This window comes from Bradyrhizobium sp. AZCC 2230 (assembly GCF_036924495.1).
GTDB lineage: Bacteria > Pseudomonadota > Alphaproteobacteria > Rhizobiales > Xanthobacteraceae > Bradyrhizobium > Bradyrhizobium rifense.
In genome coordinates, this window is record NZ_JAZHRS010000001.1 from 1,602,670 (window position 1) to 1,618,551 (window position 15,882).

Sequence of the window (15,882 nt, forward strand, 5' to 3'; positions counted from 1 at the left end):
TGTCATGGCAGCACTGAGCATTCGCGCCCTGTCGAAGCGCTACGCCAATCTGGAGGTGCTGAAGGGCATCGACCTCGACATCGAGAGCGGTGAATTCACCGTGCTGGTCGGGCCGTCCGGCTGCGGCAAATCCACGCTGCTCAACATCGTGGCCGGGCTCGATCGGGCCAGCGACGGCACCATCGAGATCGGGGGACGCGTCGTCAACGACGTCCCACCGAAGGACCGCGACATCGCCATGGTGTTCCAGTCCTACGCGCTCTACCCATCGATGACGGTGCGCCAGAACATCACCTTCGGCATGGAATGCCGCCACGTCGCCAAGGCGGAGCAGGAGAAGGCGCTGGCGAACGTGGCCAGGCTGCTCCAGATCGAGCCCCTGCTCGGCCGCAAGCCGTCGCAACTGTCGGGCGGCCAGCGCCAGCGCGTGGCGATGGGGCGCGCGCTGGTGCGCGATCCCTTGCTCTTCCTGTTCGACGAGCCGCTCTCCAATCTCGACGCCAAGCTGCGGGTCGAGATGCGGATGGAGATCAAGCGGCTGCACCAGCGCATCGGCGCCACCATCATCTATGTCACCCACGATCAGATCGAGGCGATGACGATGGCGACCCGCATCGCCGTGATGCATCGCGGCGTGGTGCAGCAATTCGCCGACCCCGACACGGTGTATCGCTATCCGGCCAATCTGTTCGTGGCCCGCTTCATGGGCTCGCCGCCGATGAACACGATGCCGGCACGGCTCGAGGCCGACGCCGGCGGGCCTGTGGCGGTGATCGGCGCAGGCCGGCCGGACGAGGTTCGTCTCCGCCTCCAGGACTACGACGCAGCTGCGTCCTATGTCGGCCGCGAGGTGGTGCTTGGAATCCGGCCGGAATGCATCGCCGAGGGCGACCGCGTGTTCTCTGGCGCCACAGGCGCGCCGGTCATCGTCACCGCGCCTGTCGAGCTGGTCGAGCCCACCGGCGCGGAGACCATTGTCCTGCTGCGGCTTGGCGGCGAGCCCGCGCAGGCACGCATCTCGCCGGACATCCGCCCGACGCCGGGCGGGACCGCCTCCTTCGCCCTCGATACCCGCCGCATTTGCCTGTTCGACCCTGAGACGGAGCGACTGATCGCATGACCAAGACGAGCTATGCCCACCTCGCGGACCGCGTGGTGCTGATCACCGGGGGCGCCAGCGGCATAGGCGCCGCCTTCGTGCGCGCTTTCGCCGCCCAGGGCGCTCGTGTCGCCTTCCTCGACATCGATACGCAGGCGGGCGAAGCGCTGGCGCACGAGGTGGCGAAAACGTCCAGCAGCGCGCCGCTGTTCGTGCCCTGTGACCTCCTCGACATCGAGGCCTTGCGCGCCGCACTGGCAAAGGTGCAGGGATCGCTGGGCGATGCCGCGGTCCTCGTCAACAACGCCGCCAATGACCAGCGCCAGGTGCTATCAGACGTGACGCCGGCCGAATTCGACTGGATGATCGGCGTCAATCTCAAGCACGTCTTCTTTGCCGCGCAGGCCGTGGTGCCGCAGATGCAGGCGCGCGGCGGCGGCTCGATCATCAACATGTCGTCGGTGGCCTGGATGCGCGGCGCACCGGCACTGCCGGTCTACGCCGCGGCCAAGGCGGCGATCGTCGGCTTCACCAACTCACTCGGCCGCCGGTACGGCGCCGATCGCATCCGCGTCAACGCGATTGCGCCGGGCATGGTGATCACCGAGCGGCAGCGTCGGCTGTGGTTTCCCAATGAGCAGGCCATCACCGAGCTGCGCACGCGCCAGGCCATTCCCGATGCAGTGACGCCCGACGATATCGCGGACATGGCGCTCTACCTCGCCTCCGACGCAAGCCAGCGCATCACATGCCAGTGTTTCCGGGTCGACGGCGGGCTCGCCTAGCTCGCTCGTCCTCGTGGGCATATTGGCCGGGCAGCGATCTCCCTGCCTGCCTCCGCGCTCATTTCTTGATGTCGGCTGCGACCAGCACGCGGTGGCCGACCAGAATATCCTGGAGGGCCTGCAACGCAGCGACGCCGCAATGGGTGTCTTGCTCACCATTGCCGCCGCTCAGGCCCACACCGCCGACCACCTCGTCGTCGACCACGATCGGAAAGCCGCCGACGAACACGGCGAATTTGCCTTCAAAGCTCCACTGGATTCCGAACGCTTCGTTGCCGGGAAGCGCGGGTCCATTCGGCGTCTGGTTAAACAGGTGCGTCGAACGCTTGTGGCCGGCCGCCGTGAAGGCCTTGTTCCAGGCGATCTGCGGGCCGGTCACGCGCGCGCCGTCCATCCGTTCGAGCACGATCGGGTAGCCGCCATCGTCCACGATGCAAACCGTCTCAAGCACACCGATGTCCGCAGCCTTTTTCAAAGCCGCGGCCGCCATGTGCATGGCTTCCGCGAGTTCGAGCTTGATCGATTTCCTCATCTCATCCCTTTTCCGTCAGCTGCGGCTCCGCACACGCGCCACCGCGTGGATTTTCAGCATCCGCGATACACGGTCTTGATCTGCGTATAGAATTCGAGCCCGACGCGGCCCGACTCGCGGAACGTCGATGTGCTCGACCGCTTCAGGCCTCCGAACGGTGCGTTGATCAGATTGCCGGTCGTGGTGCGGTTGATCTTGACGGTTCCCGACTGAATGTCATTGGCGAAATCGTGCATGACGCGCGGATTGCGCGTCACGATCGCGGCCGACAATCCGTATTCGGTGTCGTTGGCCTTGGCGATGGCGTCCGCATAGGATTCGACCTCGATGATCGCGATGACGGGGCCGAAGATTTCCTCGCGCGCGATCGTCATCTGCTGCGTGACATCGGCAAAGATCGCCGGTGCGACGTAGTAACCGCCATCATAGCCAGCACCCGTGAGCCTCTCGCCACCGCAGAGGAGCGTCGCTTCCTGCTTTCCGATCGCGATATAGCGCAACACCGAATCGAGTTGCCTCGCGGTGGCGAGCGGCCCGAGGTCCATTCCGGGAGTGAGACCGTTACCGATCTTCAAGGCGCGGACCTTGGCAACCAGCCGCTCCGTGAACTCCGCACGCACCCGCTTCATGACGAGGACGCGGCTGGTGCCGGTGCAGGCCTGGCCGGCGAGCGAGAAGCCACCCTTCACAGTCAGGTCGACCGCCTTTTCGAGATCGGCATCGTCCATCACGATCAGCGGATTCTTGCCGCCGAGTTCCATCTGCGTCCGCGTCGTGAAGCTGACCGCGCGACAAATCTGCTCGCCCGCGGTCGTCGATCCGGTAAAGGAAATGGCACGGATCTCCGGCGCCGTGGTGATGGCAGGACCGACCTCGCCCGCCATGCCGGTGATGAAGTTCAGCACGCCCTTGGGCAGCCCGGCCGCCACCAGCGCCTCGGCAAGACGATAGCCGCTCAGCGGCGCATCCGAGGACGGCTTGAAGATCACCGTATTGCCGGTGATGAGCGCCGGCGCGATCTTGCGGGCCGGGATCGAGATGGGAAAATTCCAGGGCGTGATGACCGAGACGACGCCGAGCGGTTCGCGCAGCGTGTAGACCGTCATGTCGGGGTCGTCATTCGGGAAGACTTCGCCGACCAGCGACTGCCCCTCGACGGCATAGAACCGCAACGTCTGTGCCGAGCGTAGGACCTCGTCTTTGGCGAGATTGAGCGCCTTGCCCATTTCGCGTGTCATCTCGCGGGCGATCTGGTCAGCCTGCGCGTCGAGACGATCGGCCGCACGATTGAGAATGGCTGCGCGCGCTGAGACCGAAGTTTTTTTCCAGCGCTCGAATGCAGCCGCGGCCGCGCTGACCGCGAGCTTCGCCTCCGCGGCCGTCGAGGCCTGGAAGCGGCCGACAATGTCGGAGGTGTCGGCGGGATTGATGTTGTCGAACGGCTTCGCAACGCTCCGCAACTGCTCGCCGTTGATGAGGTCACGGAATTCCTCGATCTGCGGCTGGCTTGCCTCTGAACCGCGGGCGAGTGTCGTTGCAGGATTGCTCATGATAGCTGAACCTCTTTCAATGCCAGATCAGGACCGCGCAGATGGTCGAGGTCACAAGCCCCGCCAGCACCGGCACCATCACCGTCTGCACGATCTGGAAGACCGGCACGCGCGCGAACCCGGCGACCGCGATCAGGGACGACCACGCAACCAGGGTGCCCCCGCCCGTCCAGACCGCGCCCATCTGTCCGACGGCCGCGAGTGTCGCGGGATCAAGCCCGACAGTCGGTGCCAACGCGCCTGACAGCGATCCGGTCAGCGGCAGACCGGCAAAACCCGATCCGTCGATGCCGGTGATCATGCCCGCGATCAGCACGCCGAACGAGACAAAGACCTGGTTCGCCGGAATCCAGTGCTGCGCGGCCTGAACCAGTTCGAACAGAAGATTGGGCGCCTGGGCCGCGGGCACGCCAAGGATGGGAGCCGACAATCCCTGCTCTGCGCCCAGGAAGAAGAAACCGGCGATCGGCAGCACGGATCCCATGGCCTTGAATGCGAAGATGAAGCCCTCGGTGACGTGATCGGCACTGGTATCGAGGAATTTGCGAAAGGGGTCCGTGACGAACGAGGCCAAGATCATCAGCACGGCGGCGACGCCGCCGACCAGTGCCGCAGCATCACCGCCTTTGAGATCATGGCCGATCCCGAGCTTTGAGAGCACCATCACGACGATGACGCCCAGGAAGGCGAGCGGCGTCACCACTGCGAAGATATTCGACCATTTTTCGCGAGGCTCGGGAATCGCCGCAAGCGCCTTGTCGATCTGCGCCTGACTTGCGAGCGGCTTCTGGTCGCCGGCGGTGCCTCGGGCGATCTCGACCTTGTCGAAGGTGCCCCCCTGCGCGATATGCGCGAGCTCGCCGTTGCTCGACTGCGCCTGCCAGCGTTCGAGCAACCTGTCATCCGGCTTGGTGACGAGCTTGCGGATCGCGAAATAGCCCAGGACGAGTGCGACGCCGCCGGTGATCAGCGACAGCACCAGCGCGCGGTCCGCGACTGTCGCAGCACTCACCGCGACACCCGCGGCCTTGGCGCTGATGCCCGGCGCGACGCCAATAACGTAATCCGACGACAGTGCCATACCCTGGCCGGCAATCGCGATCGCCAGCGCACCGCCGAGCGGTGGCAGCCCTGCCGCGATCGCCGCAGGCAGCAGCACCGCCGAGACCAGTGGCACCGCCGGCGTCGGCCAGAAGAAGAGCGAGATGACGTAGGTAATGCCGGCCAGGACGAAATAGGCCGTGTGCCCGTCCTTCATCACCGCGCGAAACGGCTCCACCATCCGGATGTCGGAGCGCAACACCTTCAGCGCGTTGAGCAGCGCGGTCATCAGCGCGATCACCAGGAAGATGTTGAACAGCTCCTTCGCGGCCGTGAAGCTGGCATTGAAGATGCTTCCGAGTGCAGCAATCGGACTGTGCGTCCAGGCCAGCGCGACCAGGAACGTTGCAAGGACCGACGGCACCACCACGTTGGCGCGCCAGATCATGGTCAGGACGATGAGGGTCACACCAAACAGGTAGACCCAGTGCGCGGCGACGATCGGAACATGCGGCATTGTCATTGCGATGCGCTCCCCAAGCTGCGCCAATTTTGTATACTGTATTCTAGAATTGCAACAACTAAGTGCGAACTATCTCGCAGGGGACGCCTGTGGATCAAAACTTTTGTAAATGCAACATATTGATTTTATTGGATAAATTACGAAACGACGCAGCCAGACGAGACTTTCCCACAGCCAGGCGCGTTGACCGTCAACCAAAACTGTATACTGTATACTTTTATTGCATAGGTCCGGCAGCCGCAACCAAACCGACCCACCGGCGACAGAGGAGCGCAACGATGCAAAAGCTGATGAACCATGTGGAATTCCGCACGGCCCTCGAGAATGCAATCAAGGGCAAGAGCGCCAACAAGGCTCCCTTCAGCATCGCATGGGCGAGCGGCAAGCTGAGCCGGGCGCATCTCGCGTCGTGGGCCGAGAACCACTACCACTATGTCGGCCCGTTCGCGGACTATCTCGGCTACATCTACGCGCGCATGCCGGAGCAGTATCAGGAAGCCAAGGATTTCCTGCTTGCCAACATGTACGAGGAAGAGATCGGCGGCGACCGCCATACCGATCTGCTGATCCGCTTTGCCGAAGCCTGCGGCACGAATGCGGAACGCGTCAAGAATCCCGACAGCATGACGGCGACGACGCGGGGCTTGCAAAGCTGGTGCTACGCCGTGGCCATGCGCGAGGACCCGATCGTGGCCGTGGCGGGCCTCGTGGTCGGCCTGGAATCGCAGGTGCCGTCGATCTACCGCAAGCAGACGCCGACCTTGCGCGAGAAGTATAAATTCACCGACGAGGAAGTCGAGTTCTTCGACCTTCACATCGTGTCGGACGAAATCCACGGCGAGCGCGGCTACCAGATCGTGCTCGAGCACGCCAACACGGTCGAGCTGCAGCAGCGCTGCCTGAAGATCTGTGAAATCGGCGCGCAGATGCGCCTGCTCTACACCACCGCGCTGTATCACGACTATGTCGCCAAGGACATTCCGCTGGCCGAGCTCGACACGAGCGAAGCCAAGGTTCCGGCCGACGAGCGCGCGTTGCTGCAAGCCTGAGCCAGCTGGCATGCCCAACGTCGTCTTTCACAGGAACGGCCAGACCTTTCACGGCGAGATCAAGGAAAACACCAATCTCGTCGTGAGGGCGGGCATCCGGCAATTTCCCCATCCGAACTTCCTCTACGGCTGCGGCATGGGCAAATGCGGGAAGTGTGCGGCGCTGATCATCAAGGGCGCCGAGCACCTGCCCGAGCCGAACTGGAAGGAAAAGAAGCGGCTAGGCGCGAGAATCGGGGCGGGGTACCGGCTAGCCTGCCAGCTCTGGCTCACCCACGACGTCGAGCTGTCGCAGGAGGCAACACCGCTCGCCGACGTGGTCACGGCCGGCAAGGTCGGTTGATGTCTTTTGCACCAGGTCTCGCCAAGCACGAGGGGAAGTGAACGATGTATGTGATCCTGACCAGCAAGGACGGACTGTTCCGGACCGAAATCATCGACGGGCTGCGACCCCTCGCCTCCTACGACTATCTGTTCTACGGCACCAAGAAGGCAACTTTCGTGATCGCGGAGCTGCTGAAGGACACCAAGATCAAGGTGATCGACGAGGCGTGGTCGCCGCCGATCGTGAATCAGGTGCCATCGAAATTCCTCGAGAAATTCGCAACGCCCGAGCTCGCCTATCGCGAGCTCGAACACCTCACCACGTTCGGCCACATGGACACGAAGCTGCGCAAGTCGTGACGACCGACAGCACACATCCACCGGCCGCGAAGACCGGCATGATCGAGGTCATCTTCGTGACCAACAATGGGAAGTCCGTCACGGCTCCCGTCGACAGCAACCTGTTGCGCATTTCCTTGCGTGAACAGGGCGGCATCCCCTTCAAATGCGGCGGAGGGCTTTGCGGGACGTGCAAATGCCTCATCGAGAAGGGTTTGGAGAACACCGACGCGATCAAGCCGAAGGAACGCAAGCACCTCACCGACGAGCAATTTGCCGCCGGCTACCGGATGGCATGCCAGACGTTTCTCACCGGCGACGTCAGCGTGTCCTGGATGCCAAAACCGACGGCCGCAGGGGCTCGCCCGGTCTCTACGAACCCTGCGCCCGATTCGTTCGATTGATCTGGTGGGCGGCCTGCCGGCGACTACGGCTTGCCGCTGTGCAATGGGCAGTCTAAGTACGTTTGTGCCGTCCCCGCTGGTCATTCCGCTCGGTCGTTGGCGGATGGAATCTCTCCGCGCGGTTCGGAAATATCAAACCGGTGCGGTTGAGAAGGTCATCTCATGGCGGGCAGGCTGGGAAACTCGAAGCGACGTCTCGGCGACGACTACCTCTCCCTCCACGACAGGGTCATCGAAGAACTGCGCCAGGCCATCCTGAGCCGACGCCTCAAGCCCGGTGAGCGGCTGGTCGAAGGGCGCCTCGCGGAGGAACTCGGCGTCTCCCGCAATCCGGTGCGGGAAGCAATCCGCGTGCTCACCACCGAGGGCCTGGTCGAAGTTACCGCACGGCGCGGCGCATCGGTGCTTGCCATGACCGACGAGGAGGCGCGCGAGACGATCGAGGTTCGCGCGCTGCTGGAGGGACAGAACGCACGGCTGGCCGCGCGTCGCCGCGAACAGGATATTTTGGCGCGGATCGCAGCCGTGCTGAACAAGGGAACGGAGGCGGTTGCAGCCAGGCGCTTTGAGCTCCTATCGGGCCTCAATCAGCAATTCCACAATGAACTCTCCGCGGCCGGACGGAATCGCGTCCTCTCCGATCTGCTCAAGCGGCTGCGCGAGAGAACCGCGATGTTGTTCGCGCCGACCGATCCGGAACGCCAGGCGCGAACCTGGGACGAGCATGCCGGCATCTTGCGCGCCATCATCGCAGGCGATGAGCGCGCCGCTGCCACGCTTGCCGCAGAGCACGTGATGCGCGCCGGCGCCGATTTTCTCGCGACCCTTCACATTCCCGAGGAAGGTCCGTCGCTGGACGCAATGCCCGCGCGACCGGACACGGCGACCGCAAAGCCGAAGCCCCGCCGCGCCGCCAGCGGTCGCACGAAGAAGTAGCCAAAAAACGAAAGGCCTAACGCCGCCCCTTCCGCATCGTCGCGAGCACGATGTCGGCGGCGAGCACGCTCGGTGATTTGTTGCCGGTGGACATGATGGTGTCGAGCTGGGCAAAAGCCTCGACCTGTTGCTTGCGCATCGGCGTCTCCGTCAGCACCTCGGACAGTGCGGCCGCGAGCTTCTCCGGCGTGCAGTCCTCCTGCAGAAATTCGGGGATCACGTCCTTGCCGATCACGAGATTGGCGAGGATCACCGAAGAGACCTGGATCGCGCGGCGCAGGATGAAGGCCTCCATCGCGCCGACGCGATAGGCGGTCACCATCGGAATGCCTGAGAGCGCCAGCTCCAGCGTCACCGTGCCGGATTTTGCCAGCGCCGCGCGCGCGATCCGGAATGCGGCGCGCCTCTCGGTTTCACCGACCACGATCTGCGGCTGGACCGGCCAGGTCGCCACGCCCGCGCGGACGGTCGCTTCGAGATGCGGCATGGTCGGCAGCATCAATTCGAACGCACGGCCCTCGGCCTGCAATCGTCCGAGCGCGGCGCCGAACAGGCCGAGATGATGCCGGATCTCGCTGCGGCGGCTGCCCGGCAGCACCAGCAGCACCGGCGGCTCGCTGTCGCGCCGCTTTTGCTCGTCAAGGTTCGGGCGCAGCGACGGCAATTGCTCGATCAGGGGATGGCCGACATAGCTGCATGGCGGCCCCTTCAGCTTGCGGTACTCCTCCGGCTCGAAAGGCAGCAGACCCAGCACGTGATCGACATAGCCGAGCATCGCGCGCGCGCGGCCCGGCCGCCAGGCCCAGACCGAGGGCGAGACGTAGTCGACGACGGGGATCGCCGGATTCTTCGCGCGGACGCGGCGCGCCACGCGATGGGTGAAATCGGGACTGTCGATGATGATGAGCGCGTCGGGCACGGACTCGGTCACGGCGTCAGCGGTCTCGCGAATCAGCCGCAGGATCTTCGGCAGTTGCTGCACCACCGCGGCAAAGCCGACGATCGACAGCTCCTCGATCGGAAACAGCGTCTCGAGCCCCTCGCGCGCCATGGTGCGGCCGCCGACGCCCTCGAACTGCACGCCGTCGCCGAGGCGCTGGCGCAGCACCTTCATCAGCGCCGAGCCGAGCCGGTCGCCGGACTCCTCCGTCGCGATCAGGAATATCCTCCGTTTGGGATCGCGGGTCTGCATCACACGGGCAGACCGACGACGAAGAGATATTTGGCGTCGGCGAGCCCGATCATCGCCTGCGGCTCGGCGGCAATGGTGTTGCCGGCGATGACGGCGACACCGGCAAGGCCGGCCTTGGCGACGCCCTCGATCGTGCGCGCGCCGATCGTCGGCAGATCGAAACGCAAATCCTGGCCGGTCTTCGGCGCCTTCACCAGCACGCCACGCCCCGTCGCAGCACGGATACGGCCCTCCTCGCGCAGCCGCGCCACGCGCGCCAGCAGCGCATCAGTGCCCTCGATGTCCTCGACCGCCACCACATGGCCGTCGATCACCACGGCGGCCTGACCGATGTCGAACGGCCCGAGTGCGGTGAGCACCGCGCGCCCGCGTTCGATGTCGCCCTTGGCATTGTCGGCCGGCCAGGCGCGGGTGATGCAGCCCGCGGGCATCAGCAGGTCGGGCGCGACATCCTTGATGCCGACCATGCGAAAGCCGCCTTGCTCGAGAATGCGCCCGACACTGGACAGCAGATGATCGTCACCACCGCGGAAGGCGCGGATGACGTTACCGAGCAGCCGCAACGTCGTGACGTCGAACCGAATCTCCGTGAGCGAGGGCCGCACCAGCGTGCCGATGAAGATCAGGTCACGGCAGCCTTCCTCGCGGAACAGCCGCATGGCGCGGCCGAGCTGACCGACCGAGATCCAGCGGTGGCGGAATTTCTCCACCTGCACTGGATCGCACGCGCCGCGCAGCGGAAACAGCACCGGCGTAATGCCGCGCGCGGCGAGCGACTCGGCAACTGCGAACGGCATCGCGCCGCCGCCCGCGACCACGCCGACCGGTGATGAAATCCCTGGAGCCGCCGATGTCATGTCCGCGGCCATCCCGGCGTCACTTCTCGATGGCGGGAAGACAGAGCGCACGCTTGCCCTTGCCGATGAAGCCGAGGATTTCGGCAATCGTCGGATCTTCGCTCTCGAGGGGCCGCACCGCCTCCAGCCGCTCGGCGAAGGTGCCGGAGCCATGGAAGAGTTTTTGGTAGAACGCACGCACGGTTGCGAGGCGCTGTTTGGTGAACTTGCGCCGCTTCATGCCGATGAGATTGAGGCTCTCCAGCACCGCATATTGGCCGTTGGCGAGCCCGTACGGGATGATGTCGTCGCGCACGCCGGAGAGGCCGCCGACCATCACATAGGAGCCGATGCGCGTGAACTGGTGCACCGCGGACAGCCCGCCGATATAGACGGCGTCGCCGATCTCGCAATGGCCGCCGAGCGTCGCCGAGGTCGCGAAGATCGCGTTGTTGCCGACCATGCAGTCATGGCCGACATGGCTGTTATTCATGAAGTAGCCGTCGTTGCCGACGCGCGTCTTGCCGCCGCCCTTGACGGTGCCGACGTTCATCGTCGCGCCTTCGCGGATGGTGTTGCCGGAACCGATGTCGAGCGTGGTCGGCTCGCCCTTGTAGCTGAGGTCCTGCGGCGCGCCGCCGAGCACCGCGAACGGCGAGATCACGCAATTGTCCCCGACCGAGGTATGGCCGATGATTGTGACCTGTCCGATCAGCTTGCAATTGGCCCCGATCCGGGCGTTGCGGCCAATGATGCAAAAGGGCCCGATCTCGGTGCCCTCGCCGATTACGGCGCCGTCTTCCACCCGTGCGGTGGGGTCGATCTTACTCATCAAGAAGGTCTGACTATGTGTTGAACTTGCTCGGCTTTCCGGTGGTTAGCGCGACTGCGCCCGATCTGTCCAGTGACGTATGATCTCGGCGTGTTTCAGATGCGCATGGCGAATAGGGAGTTGCGAATGGAAAGGACGAATAGCCTATTCGCTACTCCCCACTCACCATTCGCCAATTTCCCTCAGTCCGTCAGCATCGCCCCGACATCGGCTTCGGCGACGACCGTGCCATTGACCTTTGCGTCGCCGTGAAACCACCACATGGTCTTGCGGCGGCCGACCGAGCGCATGTGATACTCGATGGTATCGCCGGGCAGCACGGGCTTGCGGAACTTGCACTTGTCGATGGTAAGGAAATAGACCGCCCGCGGCTTCTCCGTGCCCTCGACCGACTTGATGCCGATCACGCCGGCGGTCTGCGCCATCGCCTCGATCATCATCACGCCCGGATAGACCGGACGTTCGGGAAAATGGCCCTGGAAGGCCGGCTCGTTGAAGGTGACGTTCTTGATGCCGATGCCGCTGTAATCGGCCCGGATGTTGATCACACGGTCGATCAGGAGCATCGGAAAGCGGTGCGGCAGCGTCTGGAGGATCGCATTGATATCCACCAGCTCGAATTTCACAGGTGATTCCGCCGTCATTCCCGTCCCTCGTCCTTCGGATCGGCCTTGCTGTCGCGTACCAGGCGCTCCACCGCGATAATTTCCTTGAACCATTGTTTGGTCGGCTTGGCAAAGAACCCGCCCCAGCGACCGTTCGGCGGGATGTCGTCCTTGACCCCGCTCATCGCGGTGACCTGGGCCCCGTCACCGATCTTGAGGTGATTGTTGATGCCAACCTTTGCTCCCAGCGCCACGTTGTCGCCGATCGTCAGGCTGCCCGCGAGCCCGATCTGGGCCGCCAGCAGGCAGTTCCGGCCGATCGTCACATTGTGGCCGATCTGGACCTGATTGTCGATTTTGGTGCCCTCGCCGATCACGGTGTCCCGCAGGGAACCGCGATCGATGGTGGTGCCGGCGCCGACTTCCACATTGTTCTGGATCAGCACACGGCCGGTCTGGGGCACCTTCAGATGGCCCTCGGGGCCGAAGAAGATGAAGCCGTAGCCGTCCTGGCCGATCGAGCAGCCGGGGTGGATCAGCACGTTGTTGCCGATCAGTGCGCACTGGATGGCTGTGCGTGCGCCGACATTGCAGTCCCGCCCGATCTTGACGCCCGGACCAAGAACCACGCCGGCGCCGATCACGGTGCCGCTGCCGATCTCGACATCCGGACCGATGACGGTCAGCGGCTCGACGATGACGTCGTCCTCCAACCGCGCCGATGGGTCGATGATGGCCGATGGCGCAATGCCGTCATTGCCGAACCAGGACTGTGGACGCAGCGCATCGCCATGCCATTCCCGGGCGATCCCGACGAAGGCGCGGAACGGCTGCGCCGCCCGCAGCACGGCCACATGCGCGGGCACCTGGGCCTCGAAGCGCGAGCTTACCAGACAGGCGCCGGCCCTGGTCGCCTTGAGCTCATCGGCGTATTTGAGGTTGTCGAAGAACGTCAGATGCATCGGGCCGGCTTCGTCCAGCGAAGCAAGACCCGTGATGACTTGATCGCCCCTGACAGGGTCGACCAGTTGCGCCTTGGTCAACGCGGCGATGTCGGCCAGCGTTGAGGCCGGCGGTTTTTTGAAGAAGGTCGGCTGCGCCATTCCACCCCGTTGCGGTCCGGCTTCGGCATGAAGCGGCAAGGCCGCATCATGCCTTATCTCATGGATTTATCACGATCTTTTTGGCGACCGGCCCCAGGAGGAATTCCCAAGGGGGCCGGATCATGCCCCGCTGATCGAATTAGAACGAGGTGCCGCCGCCGAACCGGAATTCCTGCGTGCGGTCATTCTTGCCCTTGGTGAGCGGCACTGCGTAGTCGAAGCGCAGCGGACCGAACGGCGAGGCCCAGATCAGACCGACACCGACCGACGAGCGGACCACATTGCCATTGTCATACACCAGGCCGGTACAAGTTCCAGCCGTGGCCGGGTTGACGGTCGATGGCGTACAGTTCGAGTTCTTGGTCGTGGTCATTTCGTTGGTCACCGACCACGTCGTCGGGCCCTGATAGTCGAAGAGACCGCCGGCGTCGGCGTAGACAGCGCCCTTCAGACCCACTTCCTTAGGCAGGAACCAGAACGGCATCTGCAATTCCAGCGAAGCGCCCCAATATTTGGTGCCGCCGAGCGCGTCCTGCGTACCAAAGGGATTCAAATCGCGTGGACCGATGCCGTTCGGCGCAAAGCCGCGGACGAGGTTCGGACCCATCTGGAAATGATCCAGCATGCGCAGATCGGTGCTGCCGATCTTGTTCAGGATACCGCCCTGGAGATGGACGAGGCCGACAAGGTCCGACACCAGCGATTGGTAGTACTTCGCGTCGGCCACGGTCTTCAGGTAGGAGACGTCGCCGCCGACGCCGGCGAAGTCCTGCCTGAAGTCGATGAGCAGGCCGTCGGTCGGGTTCTTGTTGTTGTCGAGCGTGTTGTAGGTCAGCGTGTAGCCGAGCGCCGATGTCAGCGTCTTGCCATTCGCGAGCTCCTTACGGACCGGCAGGGAGGCTTCGCCGTCGCTGTAACAACCGAAATTGCCGGACAAGCTCGGGTCGACCCCTGTTGTTGCGTTGGTAAAGGCCGGGCTTGGATTGAACGCCGACGAACCAACGACGTTGTTACAGTTCGCCAGGTAGGACGGCAGCGTGATTTCCTGCTGGTAGACCGAGTAGCGCAGCTGGAGCGTTAGATCCTCACGCAGGGAGAAGCCGAGGCGCGGGCTGAAGCCCAGCGTCTTGGTCCCGTAGGAGATGTAGTTGTTGGACAGCTGGGTGCGCTGATAGAAATCCAGGCCCAGCGCGACGCGGTAATCGAGCAGATAGGGCTCGACGAACGACAGCGAATAGCCGCGGGCGTACTGGCCGTAGGTAACCGACGCCTTGGCGAACAGGCCGCGGCCGAGCAGGTTACGCTCGGAGACCGAGACTTCGGCCAGCGCACCGTCGGTCGTGGAGTAACCACCGGAGACCGAGAAGTCGCCGGTCGACTTTTCTTCGAGATCGACGATCAGGACCACGCGGTCGCTGGAAGAGCCCGGCTCCGTCGTGATCTTCACGCTCTTGAAGTAGTCGAGGTTCTTCAGGCGGCGCTCGGCGCGATCGACCAGCGCACGGTTGTAGGCATCGCCCTCGGAGAGGTCGAACTCGCGACGGATCACGTAATCACGGGTACGCGTGTTGCCGCGGATATTGATGCGCTCGATATAGGTGCGCGGACCTTCGTCGATGTTGAACACGACGGAGACGGTATGCGCATCGAAATTGCGATCGCCGCCCGGACGCACCACCGCGAAGGCATAGCCGCGGCGCGAGGCCTCGATCTGCATCTCCTCGACCGACTTCTCGACCGATTCGACGTTGTAGAGCGAGCCGACATTGACGCGCGAGAAGCTGCGCAGCGAGCTCGCGTCGAAGTTCGGGATGCTGGTGCGGAAATCGAGGCTGCCGACGCGGTACTGCTGGCCTTCCTCGATCTTGAAGGTGACGTTGAAGCCCTTCTTCTCCGGATCGTATTCGGTGAGCGCGGCGACGACCTGAACGTCGGCAAAGCCGTTCTTCAGGTAGAAGCGGCGAATCAGGTCGCGGTCGGCTTCGACGCGGTCCGGATCGTAGACGTCCCCGCTGCTGAGGAAGCTCAGCAGATTCGATTCGTGCGTCTTGATGACGTCCCTGAGGCGGTAGGACGAGTACGCATTGTTGCCGATGAACTCGATCGATTTGACCGAGGTCTTGGCGCCTTCGTTGACCGTGAAGATGAGATCGACGCGGTTGTTCGGCTGCTCGATGATCTCCGGGGTGACGGTCACGTCATAGCGGCCGGAGCGGCGATAGATTTCGGCGATTCGCAGCGTGTCCGACTGGACCATGGCGCGGGAGAACGTGCCGCGGGCCTTGGACTGGACTTCGGCGGTGAGCTGCTCGTCCTTGATCTTCTTGTTACCCTCGAACGCAACGCGCCCGATCACCGCGTTTTCCACCACGGAGACGACGATCTGGCCGCCGGGGCCGCGGTTGATCTTCACGTCCTGGAACAGGCCGGTTTCGATGAGCGCCTTGAGGCCGTCATCGATGGCGCCCTGATCGAGGCGACCACCGGGGCCGGCCTTGAAATAGGAGCGGATCGTCTCCACCTCGACGCGGCGATTCCCTTCGACGGAAATCGACTGCACGGTCTGAGCGTGCGCCGACGAAGATACAAAAACAGCCCCAACCGGGGCAAACACCGGCGCGCCGAACATGATCAGGGTTGCGAGCAAGCCCCCCCGGAGTCGCAGTCCAAACTTCATTGCGCAACGCGCCCTTATCCACGTACCAGACCCAACCCCAAGGCCGGCCTGGGAG

16 protein-coding genes are annotated in these 15,882 nt (G+C 63.9%); 7 read left to right on the forward strand and 9 right to left on the reverse strand.

Annotated features, from left to right (window positions below; all coding sequences use genetic code 11):
• Positions 1-4: 4 nt before the first annotated feature.
• Both V1280_RS07745 and V1280_RS07750 read left to right on the forward strand, forming a co-directional pair.
• A complete protein-coding gene (locus tag V1280_RS07745) occupies positions 5-1,120 on the forward strand; it encodes an ABC transporter ATP-binding protein (RefSeq protein ID WP_334521266.1) in 1,116 nt (371 codons plus the stop codon).
• Positions 1,117-1,884 carry an SDR family NAD(P)-dependent oxidoreductase gene (locus tag V1280_RS07750; protein WP_334521269.1) on the forward strand — a complete coding sequence of 256 codons (768 nt, stop codon included), beginning with the start codon at positions 1,117-1,119 and terminating at the stop codon, positions 1,882-1,884. Before V1280_RS07745 ends, V1280_RS07750 begins: the two co-directional genes overlap by 4 nt.
• 58 nt (positions 1,885-1,942) lie before the next feature.
• Here V1280_RS07750 and V1280_RS07755 read toward each other — a convergent pair whose 3' ends face one another.
• From V1280_RS07755 to V1280_RS07765, 3 genes are read right to left on the reverse strand one after another with little or no spacing between them, the layout of a single operon-like run.
• Positions 1,943-2,416, reverse strand: a complete 474-nt coding sequence (locus tag V1280_RS07755) for a GlcG/HbpS family heme-binding protein (protein ID WP_334521272.1) — start codon at positions 2,414-2,416, stop codon at positions 1,943-1,945.
• A 53-nt stretch (positions 2,417-2,469) separates the two neighbouring features.
• Positions 2,470-3,966 carry an aldehyde dehydrogenase family protein gene (locus tag V1280_RS07760; protein WP_334521275.1) on the reverse strand — a complete coding sequence of 499 codons (1,497 nt, stop codon included), beginning with the start codon at positions 3,964-3,966 and terminating at the stop codon, positions 2,470-2,472.
• A 16-nt stretch (positions 3,967-3,982) separates the two neighbouring features.
• A complete protein-coding gene (locus tag V1280_RS07765) occupies positions 3,983-5,530 on the reverse strand; it encodes a hypothetical protein (protein ID WP_334521277.1) in 1,548 nt (515 codons plus the stop codon).
• 278 nt (positions 5,531-5,808) lie between these two features.
• Between V1280_RS07765 and V1280_RS07770 the strand changes: the two genes are divergently transcribed.
• The 5 genes from V1280_RS07770 (at position 5,809) to V1280_RS07790 (ending at position 8,582) form a co-directional block, all read left to right on the forward strand.
• On the forward strand, positions 5,809-6,579 hold the full coding sequence (locus V1280_RS07770; protein ID WP_334521280.1) for a TenA family transcriptional regulator: 771 nt from the start codon (positions 5,809-5,811) through the stop codon (positions 6,577-6,579).
• A 10-nt stretch (positions 6,580-6,589) separates the two neighbouring features.
• On the forward strand, positions 6,590-6,922 hold the full coding sequence (locus tag V1280_RS07775) for a 2Fe-2S iron-sulfur cluster-binding protein (RefSeq protein ID WP_334521283.1): 333 nt from the start codon (positions 6,590-6,592) through the stop codon (positions 6,920-6,922).
• Positions 6,923-6,966: 44 nt separating this feature from the next.
• On the forward strand, positions 6,967-7,263 hold the full coding sequence (locus V1280_RS07780) for a ferredoxin (RefSeq protein WP_334521286.1): 297 nt from the start codon (positions 6,967-6,969) through the stop codon (positions 7,261-7,263).
• A gap of 38 nt (positions 7,264-7,301) precedes the next feature.
• Positions 7,302-7,646 (forward strand): 2Fe-2S iron-sulfur cluster binding domain-containing protein, encoded by a 345-nt coding sequence (locus tag V1280_RS07785; RefSeq protein WP_334521289.1) that lies wholly within the window; start codon positions 7,302-7,304, stop codon positions 7,644-7,646.
• A 162-nt stretch (positions 7,647-7,808) separates the two neighbouring features.
• Positions 7,809-8,582, forward strand: coding sequence for a GntR family transcriptional regulator (locus V1280_RS07790; protein WP_334521292.1), 774 nt, complete (start codon positions 7,809-7,811; stop codon positions 8,580-8,582).
• A gap of 16 nt (positions 8,583-8,598) precedes the next feature.
• Here V1280_RS07790 and lpxB read toward each other — a convergent pair whose 3' ends face one another.
• The 6 genes from lpxB to bamA form a co-directional block, all read right to left on the reverse strand.
• Positions 8,599-9,777 (reverse strand): lipid-A-disaccharide synthase, encoded by a 1,179-nt coding sequence (lpxB, locus tag V1280_RS07795; protein WP_334521295.1) that lies wholly within the window; start codon positions 9,775-9,777, stop codon positions 8,599-8,601.
• Positions 9,774-10,631 carry an LpxI family protein gene (locus V1280_RS07800; RefSeq protein ID WP_334521297.1) on the reverse strand — a complete coding sequence of 286 codons (858 nt, stop codon included), beginning with the start codon at positions 10,629-10,631 and terminating at the stop codon, positions 9,774-9,776. The genes lpxB and V1280_RS07800 overlap by 4 nt, the downstream gene beginning before the upstream one ends.
• Positions 10,632-10,650: 19 nt before the next feature.
• Positions 10,651-11,442: an acyl-ACP--UDP-N-acetylglucosamine O-acyltransferase gene (gene lpxA, locus V1280_RS07805; RefSeq protein WP_334521299.1), complete on the reverse strand. Its 792-nt coding sequence runs from the start codon at positions 11,440-11,442 to the stop codon at positions 10,651-10,653.
• Between the two features lie 182 nt (positions 11,443-11,624).
• A complete protein-coding gene (fabZ, locus tag V1280_RS07810; RefSeq protein WP_334521301.1) occupies positions 11,625-12,086 on the reverse strand; it encodes a 3-hydroxyacyl-ACP dehydratase FabZ in 462 nt (153 codons plus the stop codon).
• On the reverse strand, positions 12,083-13,150 hold the full coding sequence (gene lpxD / locus V1280_RS07815) for a UDP-3-O-(3-hydroxymyristoyl)glucosamine N-acyltransferase (RefSeq protein ID WP_334521304.1): 1,068 nt from the start codon (positions 13,148-13,150) through the stop codon (positions 12,083-12,085). Before lpxD ends, fabZ begins: the two co-directional genes overlap by 4 nt.
• 139 nt (positions 13,151-13,289) lie before the next feature.
• On the reverse strand, positions 13,290-15,827 hold the full coding sequence (gene bamA, locus V1280_RS07820) for an outer membrane protein assembly factor BamA (protein WP_334521307.1): 2,538 nt from the start codon (positions 15,825-15,827) through the stop codon (positions 13,290-13,292).
• Positions 15,828-15,882 lie beyond the last annotated feature (55 nt).